We start from the raw sequence: 16,791 nt of genomic DNA, 5'->3' as shown, positions 1-16,791 counted from the left end.
TGGTAATACACGGCCAGGAGTGGCGGGTCGATATGTCGTCCACCACACTCAGCAGAGATGACCTTGCTGACCTGCGGACGTCGACCGGAACGGGTCAGGCAGGCAGGGTCCCGGAATCGCCCCAGGCGGTGGATCGTGCAGCAGAACACTCCCCGGCTCCGCATCTGCGAACGATGCTGGTCGTCGGTCGCGGACGGCTCGGTCTGTCGGATCTTCCGGCACTCCGACCCCGCGACCCCGCTGGAGAGGCCCACCTTCTCCTACCGGCACCTCGACGGTGACCCGGCGTGCAGCGGGGCGCAGCAGCCCGAGCTGGAGAGGGGGTGGGCCGCGTGAGCGCACCCCCCGTACCGGGACGCGCGCTGCGCCCGGTCGCCGCGCCGGTGCCGGCCGCCCGGACCGTGCTGTCGCCGGTCGACCCGCTGCCGGTGTCGCCGGGCGACCTGGACCGGCTGCGCGAGAACCTCGGACGCGTGCTGGCCGGTCTGCGCTGGCCCGCCCACCGCTGGCAGGTCCTCGCCGAGGCCGAGGCGTGGGGGGTGAGCGGCGTGGTCCGCCAGCAGCTCCTCCCGCTGCCCGATGGGCGGTACCCGTCGTTCGAGGCCGTCGTCGAGGTGCTCACGGCCGCGGCGCGGGGCCGGCTGCGCCCGGCCCCGGTCCGGCCCGCGATCGGCGCCGACCGGCTGCACCCCGCCGAGCGGGCCGGTGTGCCGCCGCGCCTGCCGCGTGCCCACGGCAGGCCCGCACCCGCGCCGGGACACCGCCCGGCCTGACCTCCGACGGGGTCGTGCGACCGCCCCGGACGGTGGTGGGTGGGGCCGAGTCGGCCGGGGTCGGCGGTCCCGAATCCGCCGGCCCCGGCCGGGGCGACCACCCGTCCGCTCCCCAGCGACGGGTGGTGGGTCCTCGGGGTGCGTGGCCCGCGACGAGGCGGGTGCGTGCCGGGGGAGACCGGCTGCTCACGCGAGGTGATGTATATCACGCGATGCGGCCGGATTGGTCCGGTTTCCCCGAACCGGGCGACGGTATCGATCAAGCCGTCCGTGCGCGTGTAGACCGCCGAGCACCGGGAAGGCCGGGTGTGTCCGGTCCCGGGCGGGCCCGGCGCGGCGAGGAGGCGGACGTGGCGGGGCAGACGGCGATCGGGCTGGCGGTCGAGACGGCGGGACCGGGGGTGCGGCTGGTCCGGGTGTCCGGGCGGCTGGATCGTCCGGGAGTGGAGGCGCTGGCGCGGATGCTCGACGCCCAGGCGCGGTGCGGCCGGACCCCGGGGCACGTCGTCGTCGACCTCTCCGGGGTCAACGCCTTCGACGGGCCCGCCACCGAGCGGCTCGGCGCGGTCGTCGCCCGCTCGCGTGCCGACGGCGTGCGTCTGCACCTGGCCGGGTGCGGCGGCCGGGCGGAGCTGCTGCCGCTGCGCGCCCGCCAGGTCCTGCAGCGCTGCAGCGCCTTCCCTTCCGCCGAGGTCGCCGTCCGGACGCTGACCGCGGCCCGCGCCGGTGCTGCCGGGACCGTGCCCGGACCGCGCCGGGCCGGCGACGACCGCGCCGGTGGCCGGCCGGTCGCCTCCGGTACCTGACCCCGGCCGGCCCGGGGCCGTCAGCCCGCCGCGTCGAGGGCGCGGCGCACCGCGGCCGCGCCGTCCTCGTCGAGCTCGCCCCAGCACCGCAGCCGGGACAGCCCGCCGTCGGGGAACACGTCCAGACGCAGGTGGGTGGCCGGTGCGGCGCCGGGCAGCAGGAACCGGTGCCGGGTGTCGGGCTGCACCCGCTCGCGGTCGCGCAGCACCGTCCACGACCCGCCGGTGCGTTCGTCGCGGGTGCTGACCGAGACCCAGCCCGGCGCGTTCCCGACGAACCAGGTCGTGTCGACCTCCACGTGCCGCGGGACCCCGCCCGCGGCGAGCGCGAACTCGACCCAGTCGTTGCCGCCGTCGCGGCGCCGCGCGTTCTCCCAGCCCTCGCCCATGTGCCGCGCCTTCCCGGGCAGCAGCAGGTTGCCGGGGGAGGAGTAGAACTCGTCGGAGCAGCCGGTGACGTGCCCGCCGTTCTCCGCCGCGAGCAGGTCCACGGTGCCCTCGAGGAACCGCGGGTCGGGCAGCACCCGGCCGAGGACCCGGAACCGGGCGATCCCGCCGTCCGGGTGCATGATCAGCCGCAGGTGGGTGGCCCGGCGGGTGTCGGTCACCGGGTAGACGTTCGCGGTGTGCCCGGCGCACGCCGAGCGCGGCACGATCTCGTGCCAGGGCGCCTTCTCCAGCTCGTCGGGGGAGGGGTGGCCGTCGACGGCGGTCGCCTCGACGGCGATCTCCGGCGGGTAGTTGCCCCTGAACCAGGAGGTGTCGACGACGACGTGGTCCACCACCCCCGGCGCACCCAGGCGGACCAGCGCCCAGTCGTGGCCGGGCTCGCGGCGGCGACGGGTCTCCCAGCCGTCGTAGACCTTGCCTTTGAGACCGAACTCGTCGGGGTCGAAGCGGGGCGGGGCGGCGGTGATGAGGTTCTCGCGCTGGGCGAAGAACTCGTCGTTCGCGGCGACGACCGAGCCGCCGAGCGCGCGGGAGGCCAGGTCGATGAGCGAGGGGTCGGTCACGGTCTGCTCCTGATCATCGGGCGGGTGGGGGACGGGTGGTCGGTGGCGATCCGGGCGCCGAGCAGCCGCAGCAGCTCGGCGGCGCGGTCGACCGCGTCGCGGTGGTCGAGGGCGGTGTCGGTCAGGGCGTAGGTCGCGACGAAACCCGCGGCCCGCAGTGCGGCCGGGCCGAGGGTCACCTGCCCGGCGACGGCGACGACCGGCGTCCCGGCCGCGCGGGCGGCGGCGGCGACCCCGGCCGGGGCCTTGCCGTGCAGGGTCTGGGCGTCCAGCCTGCCCTCCCCGGTGACGACGAGACCGGCGCCGGCCAGCTCGTCGTCGAAGCCGGTCAGCTCCAGGACGGTACCGACGCCGGGTGCGACACGCGCCCCGCAGACGGCGGTCAGCGCGAGCCCCGCCCCGCCCGCGGCCCCGGCGCCGGGTGCCGCGGCGAGCGCGTCGGCGTCGGTGCCGGTGGCGGCGGCGAGCACCCGCACCCAGCGGGCCAGCGCGTCGTCGAGCGCGGCGACCCCGGAGGTGTCGGCGCCCTTCTGCGGGCCGTAGACGGCCGCGGCGCCGTGCGGGCCGAGCAGCGGGTTGTCGACGTCGGCGGCGAGCCGGACCCGCACGGCCGGGTCCCGCAGCCGCGGGTGCAGCCCGGCCAGGTCGAGCCGGTCGGCCCGGGCCAGCGCCGCGCCGCCCCGCCCGACCTCGGCGCCGCCGGCGTCCAGGACCCGGGCGCCGAGCCCGCGCAGCAGCCCGGCTCCGCCGTCGGTGGTGGCACTGCCCCCGAGCCCGACGACGACGTCGGTGCACCCGGCGTCGAGCACCGCGGCCAGCACGGTGCCGAGCCCCTCGGTGCCCGCGCCGCCCGGGTCGCGCACCCCGCCGGGCAGGACCGCGAGCCCGGCCGTCGAGGCCAGCTCCACCAGCGCGGACACGCCGTCGCGGGCCCAGACGGCCGTCAGCGGAGCCCCGGTGGGGCCGGTCGCGGTGGTCGTGACCGGCTCCCACCCGGCGGCGAGCGCCGCGGCGACGGTGCCCTCGCCGCCGTCGGCGACCGGGCAGCGGCGTACCGGACGGCCCGGGTCGGCGTCGGCGATCCCGGCCGCGAGCGCGGCGGCGACGGCGGCGGCGTCCAGCGAGCCCTTGAACTTGTCCGGGGCCAGCAGGATCGCGTTCACCGGCGGTGGGCCAGCGCGGTCGGGGCGTCGGCGGGGGCCTCGGCGAGGTCCTCGAACTCGGTGACGGCGTCGATCTCGGTGCCCATCGCGATGTTCGTGACCCGCTCCAGCACCACCTCGACCACGACCGGCACCTTGTGCTCCGAGGCCAGCTGCGACGCCCGGCGCAGGGTCGTGGCGATCTCGTCGGGCTCGGTGACCCGCAGCCCCACGCAGCCCAGCCCCTCCGCGACGCGGACGTGGTCGACGCCGTAGCCCTTGGGCAGCCCGGTCAGCTCCTCGTCGGCGTGCATGTTGTCGAAGGCCAGGGAGACCTGGAAGTCCATGTCGAACGCGCGCTGCGCCTGCCGGATCAGTCCCAGGTAGGAGTTGTTGACCACGACGTGGACGTAGGGCAGCCCGAACTGGGCGCCGACCGCGAGCTCCTCCAGCATGAACTGGAAGTCGTAGTCGCCCGAGAGCGCGACGACCGGGGTCGACGGGTCGGCGACGACGGCGCCCAGCGCGGCCGGGATGGTCCAGCCGAGCGGTCCGGCCTGGCCGCAGTTGACCCAGTGCCGGGGCCGGTAGACGTGCAGGAACTGGCCGGCCGCGATCTGGGACAGCCCGATCGTCGTCACGTAGCGGGTCTCCGGGCCGAAGACCCGGTTCATCTCCTGGTACACCCGCTGCGGCTTGATCGGGACGTGCGGGAAGTCGGTGCGCCGCAGCAGCGTCGCCTTCCGCTCGCGGCACGACTCCGCCCACGCGCCGCGGTCCGGCAGGGTCCCGGCGTCGCGGCGGCGGCGGGCCTCGGCCAGCAGGGCGCGCAGGGCGGCCCCGGCGTCGGAGACCACGCCGTAGTCGGGGGCGAAGACCCGCCCGATCTGGGTGGGCTCGATGTCGACGTGCACGAACCGGCGCCCGCGCCGGTAGGTGTCCAGCCCACCGGTGTGCCGGTTCGCCCAGCGGTTCCCGATCCCGACGACGACGTCGGAGGCCAGGAAGGTGGCGTTGCCGTAGCGGTGCGCGGTCTGCAGCCCGACCATCCCCGCGGCGAGCGGGTGGTCGTCGGGGATCGTGCCCCAGCCCATCAAGGTCGGCACGACCGGGACGCCGAGGATCTCGGCGAGCTCGACGAGCTCGGCGGAGGCGTCGGCGTTGACGATCCCGCCGCCCGCGACGATCAGCGGCCGCTCGCCCTCGGCGAGCAGGTCCAGCACCCGCGACGCCTGCGGGCCGGTCATCGCGGGGCGGTGCACCGGCAGCGGGGCGTAGGTGTCGGGGTCGAAGTCGATGACGGTCTGCTGCACGTCGATCGGCAGGTCGATCAGCACGGGACCGGGCCGGCCGGACCGCATGAGGTGGAACGCCTGGGCGAACGCGCCCGGCACCTGCGCGGCCTCGCGCACGGTCATCGCCATCTTGGTGACCGGTGCCGCGATGGCCGCGATGTCGACGGCCTGGAAGTCCTCCTTGTGCAGCCGTGCGACCGGCGCCTGCCCGGTGATCGCCAGGATCGGGATCGAGTCCGCCGACGCCGAGTACAGCCCGGTCACCATGTCGGTGCCCGCCGGGCCGGAGGTGCCGATGCAGACGCCGATGTTGCCCGGACCGGAGCGGGTGAAGCCCTCGGCCATGTGCGAGGCGCCCTCGACGTGGCGGGCCAGGACGTGGCCGATCGTGCCGCGGGCGCGCATCGCGGCGTAGAAGGGGTTGATCGCCGCACCCGGGACGCCGAACGCCTGCGTGGCGCCCTCGGCCTCCAGGATGCGGACGGCGGCCTCGGCCGCGGTCATCCGGGTCATGACGACTCCCCGTTCAGGCGGCGGACGGTGCGGTGCAGGGCGGAGTGGTCGAGGCCGCCGTCGCCGGCGGCCCGGGTGGCGGCGACGAGCTGGGCGACGAGCGCGGTCACCGGGGCGACCACCCCGGCCTCGCGCGCGGAGTCGGCGACGATGCCCATGTCCTTGTGGTGCAGGTCGATCCGGAAGCCGGGGGCGTAGTCCCCGGCCAGCATCTTCGGGGTCTTCTGGTCGAGGACCTTCGAGCCGGCGAGCCCGCCGCCGAGCACACGGGCGGCGGCGTCGAGGTCGGCGCCGTGCGCACGCAGGAACTCGATCGCCTCGGCGAGCAGGGCGATGTTCCCGGCGACGATCAGCTGGTTCGCGGCCTTGACGGTCTGCCCGGCCCCGGACGGGCCGACGTGCACGACGGTCGCACCGACGACGTCGAGCAGCGGGCGGGCGGCGGCCACGTCGGCCTCCTCCCCGCCGACCATGATCGACAGGGCGGCGTTCTCGGCGCCCGCCTGGCCGCCGGAGACCGGGGCGTCGAGCATCCGCAGGCCGCGTTCGGCCGCGCGGGCGGCGAGGTCGCGGGCGACGTCGGGGCGGATCGTGGAGAAGTCGACCACCAGGGTGCCCGGCTCCGCGGTGTCGAACACGCCGCCGTCGCGGGTGCAGACGTCGACGACGTCGGGGGAGTCGGGCAGCATCAGGGCGACCACGTCGGCGCCGGTCACCGCCTCGGTGACCGTCGCGGCGGCCCGGCCGCCGTCGGCGGCGAGGGCCTCGGCCTTCTCCGGGCTCCGGTTGTGGCCGACGACGTCGTGCCCGGCCTTCACGAGGTGGCGGGCCATCGGGCCGCCCATGATCCCGAGGCCGACGAAGGCGATGGTGCTCATGCGGGGGCTCCTTCCCTGGTCAGCCAGCCGAACGGGTCGGCGGTGACGGGCTTGTACTCGAGGCTGACCGGGCCGTCGTAGCCGGCGGCGACGACCCGGGCGAGCAGGTCGGCGATCGGCAGGTCCCCGGTGCCGGGTTCGCCGCGGCCGGGGGCGTCGGCGATCTGGACGTGGCCGATCCGGTCGGCGTGGCGGTCGATCGCGGCCGCGGGGTCGTCGCCGTTCACGGCGAGGTGGTAGACGTCGAGCAGCAGCCGCAGGTGCGGCGACCCGACCCGGTCGAGCACGGCGACGGCGTCGTCGGCGGTCCTCAGGGGGTAGGCGTCGACGCCGCTGACCGGTTCGAGCAGCGCGACCGCGCCGATGCGGGCGGCCGCGTCGGCGGCCAGTGCGAGGCTGCGGACGGCGGTCTCGTCCTGGACGCGCGGGTCCAGGTCGTCGCTCCGGTTGCCGTACAGGGCGTTGAAGCCGAGCGTGCCGAGCCGCTCGCCGATGCCGACGGCCACGGCGACGTTGTCGGCGAACTCGCTCGCGCGGGCCGGGTCGGACAGGATGCCGCGCTCGCCGGCGGGCATGTCGCCCGCGGTGAAGTTGAGCCCGGTGAGGGTGACGCCGGCGTCGGCGACGGCGGTGACGAAGGCGTCGACCTCGTGGTCGCCGGGCACGGAGTCCGCGAACGGCCACCAGAACTCGACGGCGTCGAAGCCGGCCGCCGCGGCGGCCGCGGGCCGGTCGAGCAGCGGCAGGTCGGGGAACACGATGGAGCAGTTGACGGTGTAGCGCACTTCAGGGGCCTCCTCGGTCCTCAGGCGGGCTCGGGCAGTCCCCGGTAGGCCCGCCACCCGCCGTGGGTGGTGATGTCGGTGAGCTCGTCGCGCTGGCGCTCCAGCACGCCGGGCCGCAGCCCGACGGCGAGGACGTCGCGGCCGTCGTCGAGCTCGATGACGGTGAGCTCGAGCTCCGGCGGCTCGTCGGGCAGGAAGTCGGTGCGGATCGCCGAGAGCGGGACGTCGTAGATCTCCCCGGCCAGCGCCACGCCGCCCGAGGGGTCCTCCAGCAGGGCCGGGAACTGGTCGCGTACCGAGTACATGCGGTAGTGCGGAGCGGTGCGGACCCCGCCCAGGAACGGGTGGGCGGACACGTTGTGGTGGAGCCGGCCGCCGCGCATCGCGTCACCGGAACAGAAGAGGGCAGTCACCGGAGCCTCCGATCATTCCGCAATGCGGAAAAGTGATTCCGTTGTGCGGTGTGAATCGGACCACGGCATCCGGGGGCTGTCAAGCATCGTCGTCGGCGGCGACCCCTTGACGCTTGCGTGACCGGCGCCATAGCTTGATTCCGCTAGGTAAGAGGTTCGTTTCACATCGCGGAAATCAGCGCGTTACGTTGGACGCGCCACGACGTGGGAACCGAGGTGGCCCCGATGACGGGACCCGGAACGAGCGACCGATCCGCAGCAGCCCCGACCGGTGAGCGGGTGGCCGCCGTGCCCGTCACGCAGGACGGGGCGGACGCACCGAGCCCCCGGCTCTACAACCGCGACCTCGCGCCGACCACCGTCGAGGGACGGTCGTGGAAGGCCTACAATATCTTCACGCTGTGGGCCGTCGACGTGCACAGCCTGGGCAACTACGGCTTCGCGCTCGGCCTGTTCGCGCTCGGCCTCGGCGCCTGGCAGATCCTGGTCTCGCTCGGCATCGGTGCGCTGGTGCTGTTCGTGCTGCTCACCGTCGCCGGGTACATGGGCTACCGGACGGGCCTGCCGTTCCCGGTGATGAGCCGGATCTCCTTCGGCGTGCGCGGCGCCCAGCTCCCGGCCCTGGTGCGCGGCGCGGTCGCGATCGCCTGGTTCGGCATCCAGACCTACCTCGCCACCCGGGTGCTCGTCGTGATGGTCCTGGCCGTGGCGCCCTCGGCCGGGGCGCTGGAACAGGTGTCGTTCCTGGGGCTGTCGGTGCTGGGCTGGATCTGCTTCGTCGTCCTGTGGGTCGTGCAGGTGGCGATCCTGCTGCGCGGCATGGACGGCATCCGCCGCTACGAGGCCGTCGCCGGCCCGATCGTGCTGGTGACCCTCGCGGTGCTCGCGGGCTGGGTGCTGTGGCAGACCGGTGGCGACATCGCGCTGTCGGTGCCCGAGCCGCTGACCGGCGGGGCGATGTGGGTGCAGATCCTCGCCGGGGCGTCGCTGTGGACGGCGATCTACGGCACCTTCGTCCTCAACTTCTGCGACTTCACCCGCGGCGCGGTGTCCACCGGCGCGGTCCGGCGCGGCAGCTTCTGGGGGATCCTGCCGAACACGCTGTTCTTCGGTGTCGTCGTCGTGGTGCTGGCGGGCGGCCAGCTGCGGATCGGCGGCCAGGTGATCTCCAGCCCGGCCGACGTCGTCAACACCATCCCCAACACCCCGCTGCTGCTGGTCGCCTCCGCCGCGCTGCTGATCCTGACGATCGCGGTCAACCTGATGGCGAACTTCGTGGCCCCCTGCTACGCCCTGTCGAACCTGTTCCCGCGGGTGCTCGACTTCCGCCGGGCCGGGGTGGTGAGCGCGCTGATCGGGCTGATCATCCTGCCCTGGAACCTGTACGACTCCCCGGTGGTGATCACCTACTTCCTGGGTGTGCTCGGCGCGCTGCTCGGCCCGCTGTTCGGGATCGTGATGGCCGACTACTGGCTGGTCCGGCGCGGACGCATCGACGTCCCCGCGCTCTACACCGAGGCGAGCACCGGCGCCTACCACTACCGCGGCGGGGTCAACCGGCGCGCGGTCGCGGTGTTCGTGCCGTCCGCGGTGGTCGCCGTCGCCGTCGGGTTCGTCCCCGCGCTGGAGCCGGTCGCGCCGTTCAGCTGGTTCCTCGGCGCCGGGATCGCGGCGCTGCTGACCGTGCTCGTCGCCCCGCGCGGACGGGAGTACCGCGCGGTCTCCGGGGAGTCGCTGGCCGTCGCACCGACCGGGGGGCACTGATGCGCATCGTCGTCGTCAACGTCAACACCACCGGGTCGGTGACCGAGGCCATCGCCGCCTCCGCCCGCGCCGTCGCGGCACCGGGCACCGAGATCGTCGGGCTGACGCCCCGGTTCGGCGCCGAGTCGGTCGAGGGCAACCTGGAGAGCTACCTGGCCGCGGTCGGGGTCGCCGACGCCGTCGCGCGCTACGCCGCCTCCGGCGAGCGGTTCGACGCGGTGATCCAGGCCGGCTACGGCGAGCACGGCCGCGAGGGCCTCCAGGAGATGCTCGACGTGCCCGTCGTCGACATCACCGAGGCCGCCGCGACCACCGCGATGTACCTCGGCCACCGCTACTCGGTGGTGACCACCCTGGACCGCACCGTCCCGCTGATCGAGGACCGCCTGCTGCTGGCCGGGCTGGACCGGCGCTGCGCCTCGGTGCGCGCCTCCGGGCTCGCGGTGCTGGAGCTGGAGCAGGACCCGGACCGCGCGGTCGCCGCGATCGTCGAGCAGGCCCGGGTCGCGGTCGAGCAGGACCACGCCGAGGTGATCTGCCTCGGCTGCGGCGGCATGGCCGGGCTGGACGCGAAGGTCCGCGCCGAGACCGGGGTGCCCGTCGTCGACGGGGTGCAGGCCGCGGTCACCGTCGCCGAGTCGCTGGTCCGGCTGGGCCTGACCACCTCGACGAGCCGCACCTACGCGGCACCCCGTACCAAGAAGATCACCGGATTCCCCCTGGAGATGTCATGACCAGCTACGACCTGGTGGTCCGCGGGAAGCGGATCATGACCACGGCGGGCGAGCAGCCCCGCGAGATCGGCGTGACCGGCGGGCGGATCGTCGCCATCGAGCCGCTCGGCAACGGCCTCGACGGGGCCCGGGTGATCGACCTCGCCGACGACGAGGTGCTGCTGCCCGGCCTCGTCGACACCCACGTGCACGTCAACGAGCCCGGCCGCACCGAGTGGGAGGGCTTCGCCTCGGCGACCCGGGCCGCCGCGGCGGGCGGGGTCACCACGATCGTCGACATGCCGCTGAACTCGATCCCGCCGACCGTCGACGTCGCGGCGCTGGAGGTGAAGCGGAAGGTCGCCGAGCACCAGGCGTTCGTCGACGTCGGGTTCTGGGGCGGCGCGGTGCCCGGCAACCTCGGCGACCTGCGCGGTTTGCACGACGAGGGCGTCTTCGGGTTCAAGTGCTTCCTGCTGCACTCCGGCGTCGACGAGTTCCCGCCGCTCGACGCCGACGAGATGGAACGCGACATGGCCGAGCTGGCCACCTTCGACGCCGTCATGATCGTGCACGCCGAGGACTCCCGGGCCATCGAGAAGGCCCCCACCCCGCACGGCGCGAAGTACGACACCTTCCTGCGCTCGCGCCCGCGCGGCGCGGAGAACCTGGCGATCGCCGAGGTCATCGAGCGGGCCCGCTGGACCGGGGCGCGCGCGCACGTGCTGCACGTGTCCTCCTCCGACGCGCTCCCGATGATCGCCACCGCGCGGCGCGACGGCGTCCGGATCACCGCCGAGACCTGCCCGCACTACCTCACGCTGTTCGCCGAGGAGATCCCCGACGGCGCCACCACGCACAAGTGCTGCCCCCCGATCCGCGAGGCGTCGAACCGGGAGCTGCTGTGGGAGGGGCTGCTCGACGGGACGATCGACTGCATCGTGAGTGACCACTCGCCCAGCACCGCCGAGCTGAAGCTGCTCGACTCCGGGGACTTCGGGCTCGCCTGGGGCGGGGTGTCGTCGCTGCAGCTGGGGCTGTCGCTGGTGTGGAGCGAGGCCCGCCGGCGCGGCATCGGGCTCGCGCAGGTGGCGCAGTGGATGGCGTCGAAGCCCGCCGACCTGGTCGGGCTGCGCTCCAAGGGCCGGATCGCACTGGGCTACGACGCCGACCTCGCCGTCTTCGCCCCCGACGCCGCCTACGTCGTCGACCCGGACCGGCTGCACCACAAGAACAAGGTGAGCGCCTACGCCGGCCGGTCGCTGTCCGGCGTGGTCCGGCGCACCGTCCTGGGCGGCCGCGACGTCGACGTCTCCGGTGAGCCGCACGGCAGGCTGCTGCGCCGCGGCTCGGTGGAGCGGGTGACGGGTGCACCCGGCGCCCCGGACGGCCCCGAGGTCCCGGCCGCACCGCCCGAGCAGGGCTAGACTTCCGTCATGCGGAAGAACGATCCCGACAGCCGTGTCGACGCCGGTGCGGACGTCACCGCGTCCGCACCGGCCCGCTCGGGCACCGTGCAGTCCGTGGAGCGCGCCGTGGACCTGCTGGAGGCGATGGCCGACGCGGGCGGCACGGTCAGCCTGTCCCACCTCGCGGCCACCTCCGGGCTCCCGCTGCCGACCATCCACCGGCTCGTCCGGACCCTGGCCGGGCGCGGCTACGTCCGCCAGCAGTCCTCGCGCGAGTACGCCCTCGGCCCCCGCCTGGTGCGCCTCGGCGACACCGCGGGACGCCTGGTGGGCATGTGGGCTCGCCCGCGGCTCGCCGGCCTGGTCGACGACCTGGGGGAGAGCGCCAACCTGGCGCTGCTGGAGGGGAACCAGGTCGTCTACGTCGCCCAGGAGCCCGGCCGGCACTCGATGCGGATGTTCACCGAGGTCGGACGACGGGTGTCGCCGCACTGCACCGCCGTCGGGAAGGCGCTGCTGTCCCGGATGCCGGTCGAGCGGGCGCGGGAGGTGCTGCGGCACACCGACTTCGTGCGGCACACCGACAACACGATCACCTCGCCCGAGGAGTACTTCGCCGAGCTCGACAAGGTCCGTGCCGCCGGGTACGCCGTCGACGAGGGCGAGCAGGAGCTGGGGGTGCGGTGCGTCGCCGTCGCGCTCGACGGGCCGCTGCCCGCCGCGGTGTCCATCTCCGGCCCGACGACCCGGATGACCGACGCACTCCTCGACTCCGCCGTGCCGAAGCTGCAGTCCGTGGCCGACGCGCTGGTGGCCGAGCTGGCCCGGCAGGACGCCGCGGGGGCCTGAGACCGGCCCGACCATGATCGGAGATCCGGAGGGGATCGGTGCCACTGCCGGCACCGATCCCTTCCGAGTCCTCGATCACCACGGGGACGCGGTTCGCGATCGCCACCGGAACGGAGCGAACGGGCCCGGCCGGGCCGCCGCGGCCGGATGCTCCGGCGATGACCGAGAGCCCCGACGGCCACGACGCCCCCTCCGCCGGTCCCTCCGGCGCGACCGGAGCGGTGGCCGCGTTGCTGGTCCGGCAGGCCGGTGTCATCAGCCGGGCCCAGGCCCTCGCCTGCGGGATGTCGGGGCGCACCGTCGCCCGCCGGGTGTCGACCGGAACGTGGTGCGTGGTGCACCCCGGGGTCTACCTGGTCGCCGGCCATCGGCCGGGACACGAGAGCAGGGTCAGGGCGGCGGCGCTCTGGGCGGGTCCGCGGGCGACGTTGAGCGGACCCGCCGCCGCGTTCTGGCACCGGATGCTCGACGAGCCGCCCGGCGCGGTCGGGTTCACGGTCCCGCGCACGATGCACCGGGTCCCGGTCCCCGGGGTGACGCTGCGCAGGCGGGTCCTGGACCCGGCCGATCGGACGGCGCTGCACGGCGTCGCGGTGACGACGCCGGCGCGCACCGTGCTCGAGACCGCCCCGGTGGCGGGACCACGGTTCCTCGACCGCGCGCTGCCGCGTCACGTCGGCTTCGCCGAGCTGCACGCGGCGTACTGCCGCCACATGGGTGCCCGGGGGAACCGGGGGATGGGGGAGCTCCTCGTCGCGTGCGCCGACCGCGCCGACTCGGTGGCCGAGCGCCGGATGATGCGGTTGCTCCGGGACGCGGGTGTGACCGGGTGGGTGCACGGCCACCGGTTCGGCCCGTGGACCGTGGACCTGGCGTTCCCCGAGCGCAGGCTGGCGATCGAGGTCGACGGCTGGGCCTGGCACGTGGACGCCGAGCGCTTCGCCGCCGACCGGCGCAAGGGCAACGCGCTCGGCGCCGCGGGGTGGGTCCTGCTGCGGTTCACCTGGGCGGACCTGACCGGGGCCCCGGAGCTCGTCGTGCGCCGTGTCCGTGAGGTCCTGGCCGCTGCGGCGTGACCGGCCCCGGACCGGCAGCGGTGATCGTCGTCCCGGAAGGGACCCGTGCCACGGACGGCACCGGACCCTTCCGGAACGACGATCATGCGGCGGCGCTCAGTCCTCCCTGACCTGAGTGCCCGGCTTCGCCGTGACCGGCTCGTAGGAGTCCGGGCCCAGCACCTCGCCCGAGGCCAGGATCCGGATCTCCCCGGTCTGCACCAGCACCGGCGGGCCCGCCGCGACGACCGACGGCGCCGACGGCCGCCCGGGGGCGAACACGTTGAAGAACAGGTTGAGCAGCACCGCGACGATCGCCGCCGAGCTGATGCCGGAGTGGAAGATCGTCGCGAACCAGTCCGGGAAGTTCGCCCAGAAGTCCGGCGACACCACCGGGACCAGGCCGAACGCCACCGACGCCGCGACGATCACCATGTTGTTGGTCCCGCGGTACTCGACGGCGGCGAGCGTCCGGATGCCGCTGGCGGCGACTGTGCCGAACAGCACGATGCCCGCCCCGCCGAGCACCGGCTGCGGGATCGCCGAGAACACCGCGGACGCCATCGGCGAGAGCCCCAGCACGAGCAGGAGGAGCCCCCCGGCGGCGACGGCGAACCGGCTCCGGATGCCGGTCAGCGCGACGAGCCCGACGTTCTGGGCGAACGCCGTCGCCGGGAAGGAGTTGAACACCGGCGCGACCACCGAGGCGGCCATGTCGGCGCGCAGCCCGTCGCCGACCCGGCGGGCGTCCACCCGGGTCTCGACGACCTCGCCGACCGCGAGGATGTCGGCGGTGGTCTCCACCATGATCACCAGGACCACGATGACCATCGAGACGGTCGCCCCGACCGTGAACAGCGGGGTGCCGAACGCGAACGGCGCGGGCAGCGCCGCGACGCTCGCCCCGCCGACGCCGGAGAAGTCGCTCAGCCCGGCCACCAGCGCGACGACGGTCCCGACCAGCAGTCCGAGCAGCACCGACAGCCGCGACAGCACCGCGATCTTCCCGGCGACGACCACCACCAGGAACGTGAACCCGGCCAACGCGATCGAGGGCAGCGCGGCGAACTCGGGGTTGGGCACCGTCGCCCCGCCCACGGTGATGGTCTCCCGGCCGGTGATCCAGCCGGTCGCCACCGGCATCAGCGACAGCCCGATCACGGTGATGATCGACCCGGTCACCACCGGCGGGAACAGCCGTACCACCCGGGCGAAGAACGGGGTGATCAGCAGCCCGACCGCGGCCGCGACGATCACCGCGCCGTAGACGGTGCGCAGGCCGTCGGTGCCGTCGTCGCCGACGATCGCGATCATCGTCGACACCGAGGCGAACGAGGTGCCCTGCACCAGCGGCAGCTGCGACCCGAAGAACGGCAGGCCGAGGGTCTGCAGCAGGGTGGCGAGCCCGCTGACGAACAGCCCGGAGGCGACGAGCACGGCGCTCTGCGCGGGGGTGAGCCCGGCCGCGCCGCCGATGATGATCGGTACCGCGATCACGCCGCCGAACATCGCGAGGATGTGCTGGACGCCGTAGCCGACCGTCGGCCCGATCCCGAGCCGTTCGTCCTCCGGACGTGGTGCCTGTTCCGTGCTCATGGCGGATCCCCTCGGTGGGAGTGGCGGGTCAGACGGAGGACGGCACGTCGGTCCACGCCTCCGGCGCCGGGGTCACGCCGTCGCGGACGACGGTGCCCTCGATCAGGCCGTAGGGGCGGTCCGCGGCGTGGAACACCTCGTTCGGGTTCTTGAGCCCGAACGGCGACAGGTCGGACAGGAAGTGGTGCTTGTTGGGCATCGCGAACCGGATCTCGGCGACGCCGTCGCAGGCCTCGATCGCGGCCCGGCCCATCTCGTAGAGCGACTGCTGCAGCGCGAGCGAGTGGGTGGTGGCGAACGCCGACAGCATCGCCGCGCCGATCGCGTCGTAGGCGCCGTTGAAGTCGATCCCGGCGGCGACGGCGTCGGGCAGGTAGCGCCAGCGCGCGGTGACCGAGGTGGCGAGGATGCGGTCGTCGGTCTCGACGAGGGTCGTGTACCGGTCGCGCGGGAAGCCGTGGAACTCGCTGCCGGTGGACTTCAGCACGGTGAGGTCCTTCAGCCCGGCGGTGACGTGGGTGGCCCCGCCGGTCTTCTGCACCGTCGCCAGCCGGGTGGCCCGGCCCTTCCGGACGAACGAGTGGTCGTGCCCGGCGCCGTCGACGACGATCCGCTCCCACTCGTACTGCTCGGCCTGCCAGAGCCCGCCGGTGATCCAGTCGAACTCGCCGGTGAAGTGGTCGCCGAGCAGCAGCAGGAACTCCTCGGGTGAGGTGATGCCGTGCTCGGACGCGAAGGCGTACACCACGTTCTTCTGGGTGTCGGTGGCGACGACCTTGGAGTTGTCGCCGGTCAGGTAGCTGCTCTCGAGCGCGGCGCCGCGCAGCTGGCTGGTCACGTTGAGATCGGTGATCTCGTGCCGGGCGGTGTCGCGCACGACCCGCACCACGCGGACCTCCGCCTTCCCGTACTTGTTGTCGCCGAGGTGGACCGAGACGGACATGATCAGCTCCCGAGATAGGTGGAGTAGGAGTAGGGCGACAGCAGCAGCGGGACGTGGTGGTGGCGGTCGGTGCGCTCCGGGCGGAACGCGATCGACACCTCCGGGAAGAACGGGCTCGGCGTCGTGAACGTGATCCGGTGCAGCACCCCCGCGGTGAGCGCGGCGGACTCCGGGGCGCGCCAGCGGCCGTCGTCGTCGGTGGTGCCCGACGCCAGCACGGTCCCGTCGGCGCCGGTCAGGGTGACCGGGACGCCGGTGGCCGGGCGGCCCGCCGCGGCGTCGAGGACGTGGGTGGAGAAGCTGCTCATGCCAGCACCTGCCGCATCCGCAGCGCGGTGATCTCGGCCAGCTGCCCGGCGGCCTCGGCGCGCTCGGCGGCCGGGTCGTTGCCCAGCCTGCGCTCCAGCTCCGCGAGGATCTGCCCGGCGTCGCGGCCGGCGGCCCGGATCAGGAACACGTGGCCGAAGCGCTGCTCGTAGGCGGCGTTGCCGGCGGCGAGCCGGGCGGCGGTGTCCGCGCCGCTGTCCACGCCGGCCTGCTCGGAACGGGAGAACGCGGCGCCGTCGGCGTGGGCGCCGCCGGGTCGCTCGCCGATCCGGGGGTGCCCGGCCAGCGCGGCGTCGATCTCGGCGCTGTCCAGGGCGAGGACCGCCTTCTCCGCCGCGGCGACGGCGTCGTCGACGCTGCCGTACGGGCGCCCGGCCAGCAGCCGGTCCGCCCACACCGGCGAGGTGGCGCAGGCACGCAGGGCCGGGCGCAGCTCGTCGGGCGGGGCGGTGTTGAGTCGGTCGAGGGTCAGGTCGTCCGGCATGGGTCCTGCTTCCGTGCTCGTTCCGTGAGTTTC

General features: G+C 74.5%; 18 protein-coding genes. 8 read left to right on the top strand and 10 right to left on the bottom strand.

Annotation, left to right across the window (positions count from 1 at the left end; all coding sequences use genetic code 11):
• Positions 1-135 precede the first annotated feature (135 nt).
• From KPL60_RS06950 to KPL60_RS34245, 3 genes are all read left to right on the top strand, one after another.
• Complete coding sequence (locus KPL60_RS06950; RefSeq protein ID WP_226356936.1) at positions 136-336, top strand: hypothetical protein; 201 nt, start codon at positions 136-138, stop codon at positions 334-336.
• Entirely contained in the window at positions 333-773 is a 441-nt protein-coding gene (locus KPL60_RS06945) for a hypothetical protein (RefSeq protein WP_226356937.1), read from the top strand. The genes KPL60_RS06950 and KPL60_RS06945 overlap by 4 nt, the downstream gene beginning before the upstream one ends.
• 350 nt (positions 774-1,123) lie before the next feature.
• Positions 1,124-1,579, top strand: a complete 456-nt coding sequence (locus tag KPL60_RS34245; RefSeq protein ID WP_226356938.1) for a sodium-independent anion transporter — start codon at positions 1,124-1,126, stop codon at positions 1,577-1,579.
• 20 nt (positions 1,580-1,599) lie between these two features.
• On the opposite strand, the gene alc is transcribed toward KPL60_RS34245, so the two are convergent.
• From alc to KPL60_RS06910, 6 genes are read right to left on the bottom strand one after another with little or no spacing between them, the layout of a single operon-like run.
• On the bottom strand, positions 1,600-2,592 hold the full coding sequence (gene alc, locus KPL60_RS06935) for an allantoicase (protein WP_100877899.1): 993 nt from the start codon (positions 2,590-2,592) through the stop codon (positions 1,600-1,602).
• A complete protein-coding gene (locus tag KPL60_RS06930) occupies positions 2,589-3,755 on the bottom strand; it encodes a glycerate kinase (protein WP_226365278.1) in 1,167 nt (388 codons plus the stop codon). The genes alc and KPL60_RS06930 overlap by 4 nt, the downstream gene beginning before the upstream one ends.
• Entirely contained in the window at positions 3,752-5,542 is a 1,791-nt protein-coding gene (gcl, locus tag KPL60_RS06925) for a glyoxylate carboligase (RefSeq protein WP_226365277.1), read from the bottom strand. Before gcl ends, KPL60_RS06930 begins: the two co-directional genes overlap by 4 nt.
• The gene (locus KPL60_RS06920) at positions 5,539-6,420 is read right to left on the bottom strand and encodes an NAD(P)-dependent oxidoreductase (protein ID WP_255655332.1); all 882 of its coding nucleotides are present in this window, start codon (positions 6,418-6,420) and stop codon (positions 5,539-5,541) included. The genes gcl and KPL60_RS06920 overlap by 4 nt, the downstream gene beginning before the upstream one ends.
• Positions 6,417-7,205, bottom strand: a complete 789-nt coding sequence (locus KPL60_RS06915) for a hydroxypyruvate isomerase family protein (protein WP_226365276.1) — start codon at positions 7,203-7,205, stop codon at positions 6,417-6,419. The genes KPL60_RS06920 and KPL60_RS06915 overlap by 4 nt, the downstream gene beginning before the upstream one ends.
• A 20-nt stretch (positions 7,206-7,225) precedes the next feature.
• Complete coding sequence (locus KPL60_RS06910; protein WP_226356942.1) at positions 7,226-7,618, bottom strand: amidase; 393 nt, start codon at positions 7,616-7,618, stop codon at positions 7,226-7,228.
• Between the two features lie 288 nt (positions 7,619-7,906).
• Here KPL60_RS06910 and KPL60_RS06905 point away from each other — a divergent pair, with 288 nt between their 5' ends.
• The 5 genes from KPL60_RS06905 to KPL60_RS06885 all read left to right on the top strand — a co-directional run bounded on the left by KPL60_RS06905 (position 7,907) and on the right by KPL60_RS06885 (position 13,429).
• On the top strand, positions 7,907-9,382 hold the full coding sequence (locus KPL60_RS06905; protein WP_226356943.1) for an NCS1 family nucleobase:cation symporter-1: 1,476 nt from the start codon (positions 7,907-7,909) through the stop codon (positions 9,380-9,382).
• Entirely contained in the window at positions 9,382-10,116 is a 735-nt protein-coding gene (locus KPL60_RS06900) for an aspartate/glutamate racemase family protein (protein ID WP_226356944.1), read from the top strand. Before KPL60_RS06905 ends, KPL60_RS06900 begins: the two co-directional genes overlap by 1 nt.
• Positions 10,113-11,522 (top strand): allantoinase AllB, encoded by a 1,410-nt coding sequence (gene allB / locus KPL60_RS06895; RefSeq protein ID WP_226365275.1) that lies wholly within the window; start codon positions 10,113-10,115, stop codon positions 11,520-11,522. Before KPL60_RS06900 ends, allB begins: the two co-directional genes overlap by 4 nt.
• A gap of 9 nt (positions 11,523-11,531) precedes the next feature.
• Positions 11,532-12,353, top strand: a complete 822-nt coding sequence (locus tag KPL60_RS06890; protein ID WP_226356946.1) for an IclR family transcriptional regulator — start codon at positions 11,532-11,534, stop codon at positions 12,351-12,353.
• A 158-nt stretch (positions 12,354-12,511) separates the two neighbouring features.
• Positions 12,512-13,429, top strand: coding sequence for a type IV toxin-antitoxin system AbiEi family antitoxin domain-containing protein (locus tag KPL60_RS06885; RefSeq protein WP_226365274.1), 918 nt, complete (start codon positions 12,512-12,514; stop codon positions 13,427-13,429).
• A 96-nt stretch (positions 13,430-13,525) separates the two neighbouring features.
• Here KPL60_RS06885 and KPL60_RS06880 read toward each other — a convergent pair whose 3' ends face one another.
• From KPL60_RS06880 to uraD, 4 genes are read right to left on the bottom strand one after another with little or no spacing between them, the layout of a single operon-like run.
• Positions 13,526-15,004, bottom strand: coding sequence for a nucleobase:cation symporter-2 family protein (locus KPL60_RS06880; protein ID WP_226365273.1), 1,479 nt, complete (start codon positions 15,002-15,004; stop codon positions 13,526-13,528).
• Between the two features lie 28 nt (positions 15,005-15,032).
• Positions 15,033-15,947, bottom strand: coding sequence for a factor-independent urate hydroxylase (pucL, locus tag KPL60_RS06875; protein ID WP_062394680.1), 915 nt, complete (start codon positions 15,945-15,947; stop codon positions 15,033-15,035).
• 2 nt (positions 15,948-15,949) lie between these two features.
• On the bottom strand, positions 15,950-16,255 hold the full coding sequence (locus KPL60_RS06870) for a hydroxyisourate hydrolase (protein WP_100877890.1): 306 nt from the start codon (positions 16,253-16,255) through the stop codon (positions 15,950-15,952).
• Positions 16,252-16,758, bottom strand: a complete 507-nt coding sequence (uraD, locus tag KPL60_RS06865; RefSeq protein ID WP_226365272.1) for a 2-oxo-4-hydroxy-4-carboxy-5-ureidoimidazoline decarboxylase — start codon at positions 16,756-16,758, stop codon at positions 16,252-16,254. Before uraD ends, KPL60_RS06870 begins: the two co-directional genes overlap by 4 nt.
• Positions 16,759-16,791: the final 33 nt, after the last annotated feature.

It is taken from the genome of Pseudonocardia sp. ICBG162 (assembly GCF_020496225.1).
Taxonomy (GTDB): domain Bacteria; phylum Actinomycetota; class Actinomycetes; order Mycobacteriales; family Pseudonocardiaceae; genus Pseudonocardia; species Pseudonocardia alni.
Note: the sequence above shows the minus strand (reverse complement) of the source record. Positions and strands in the feature narration are given on the sequence as shown.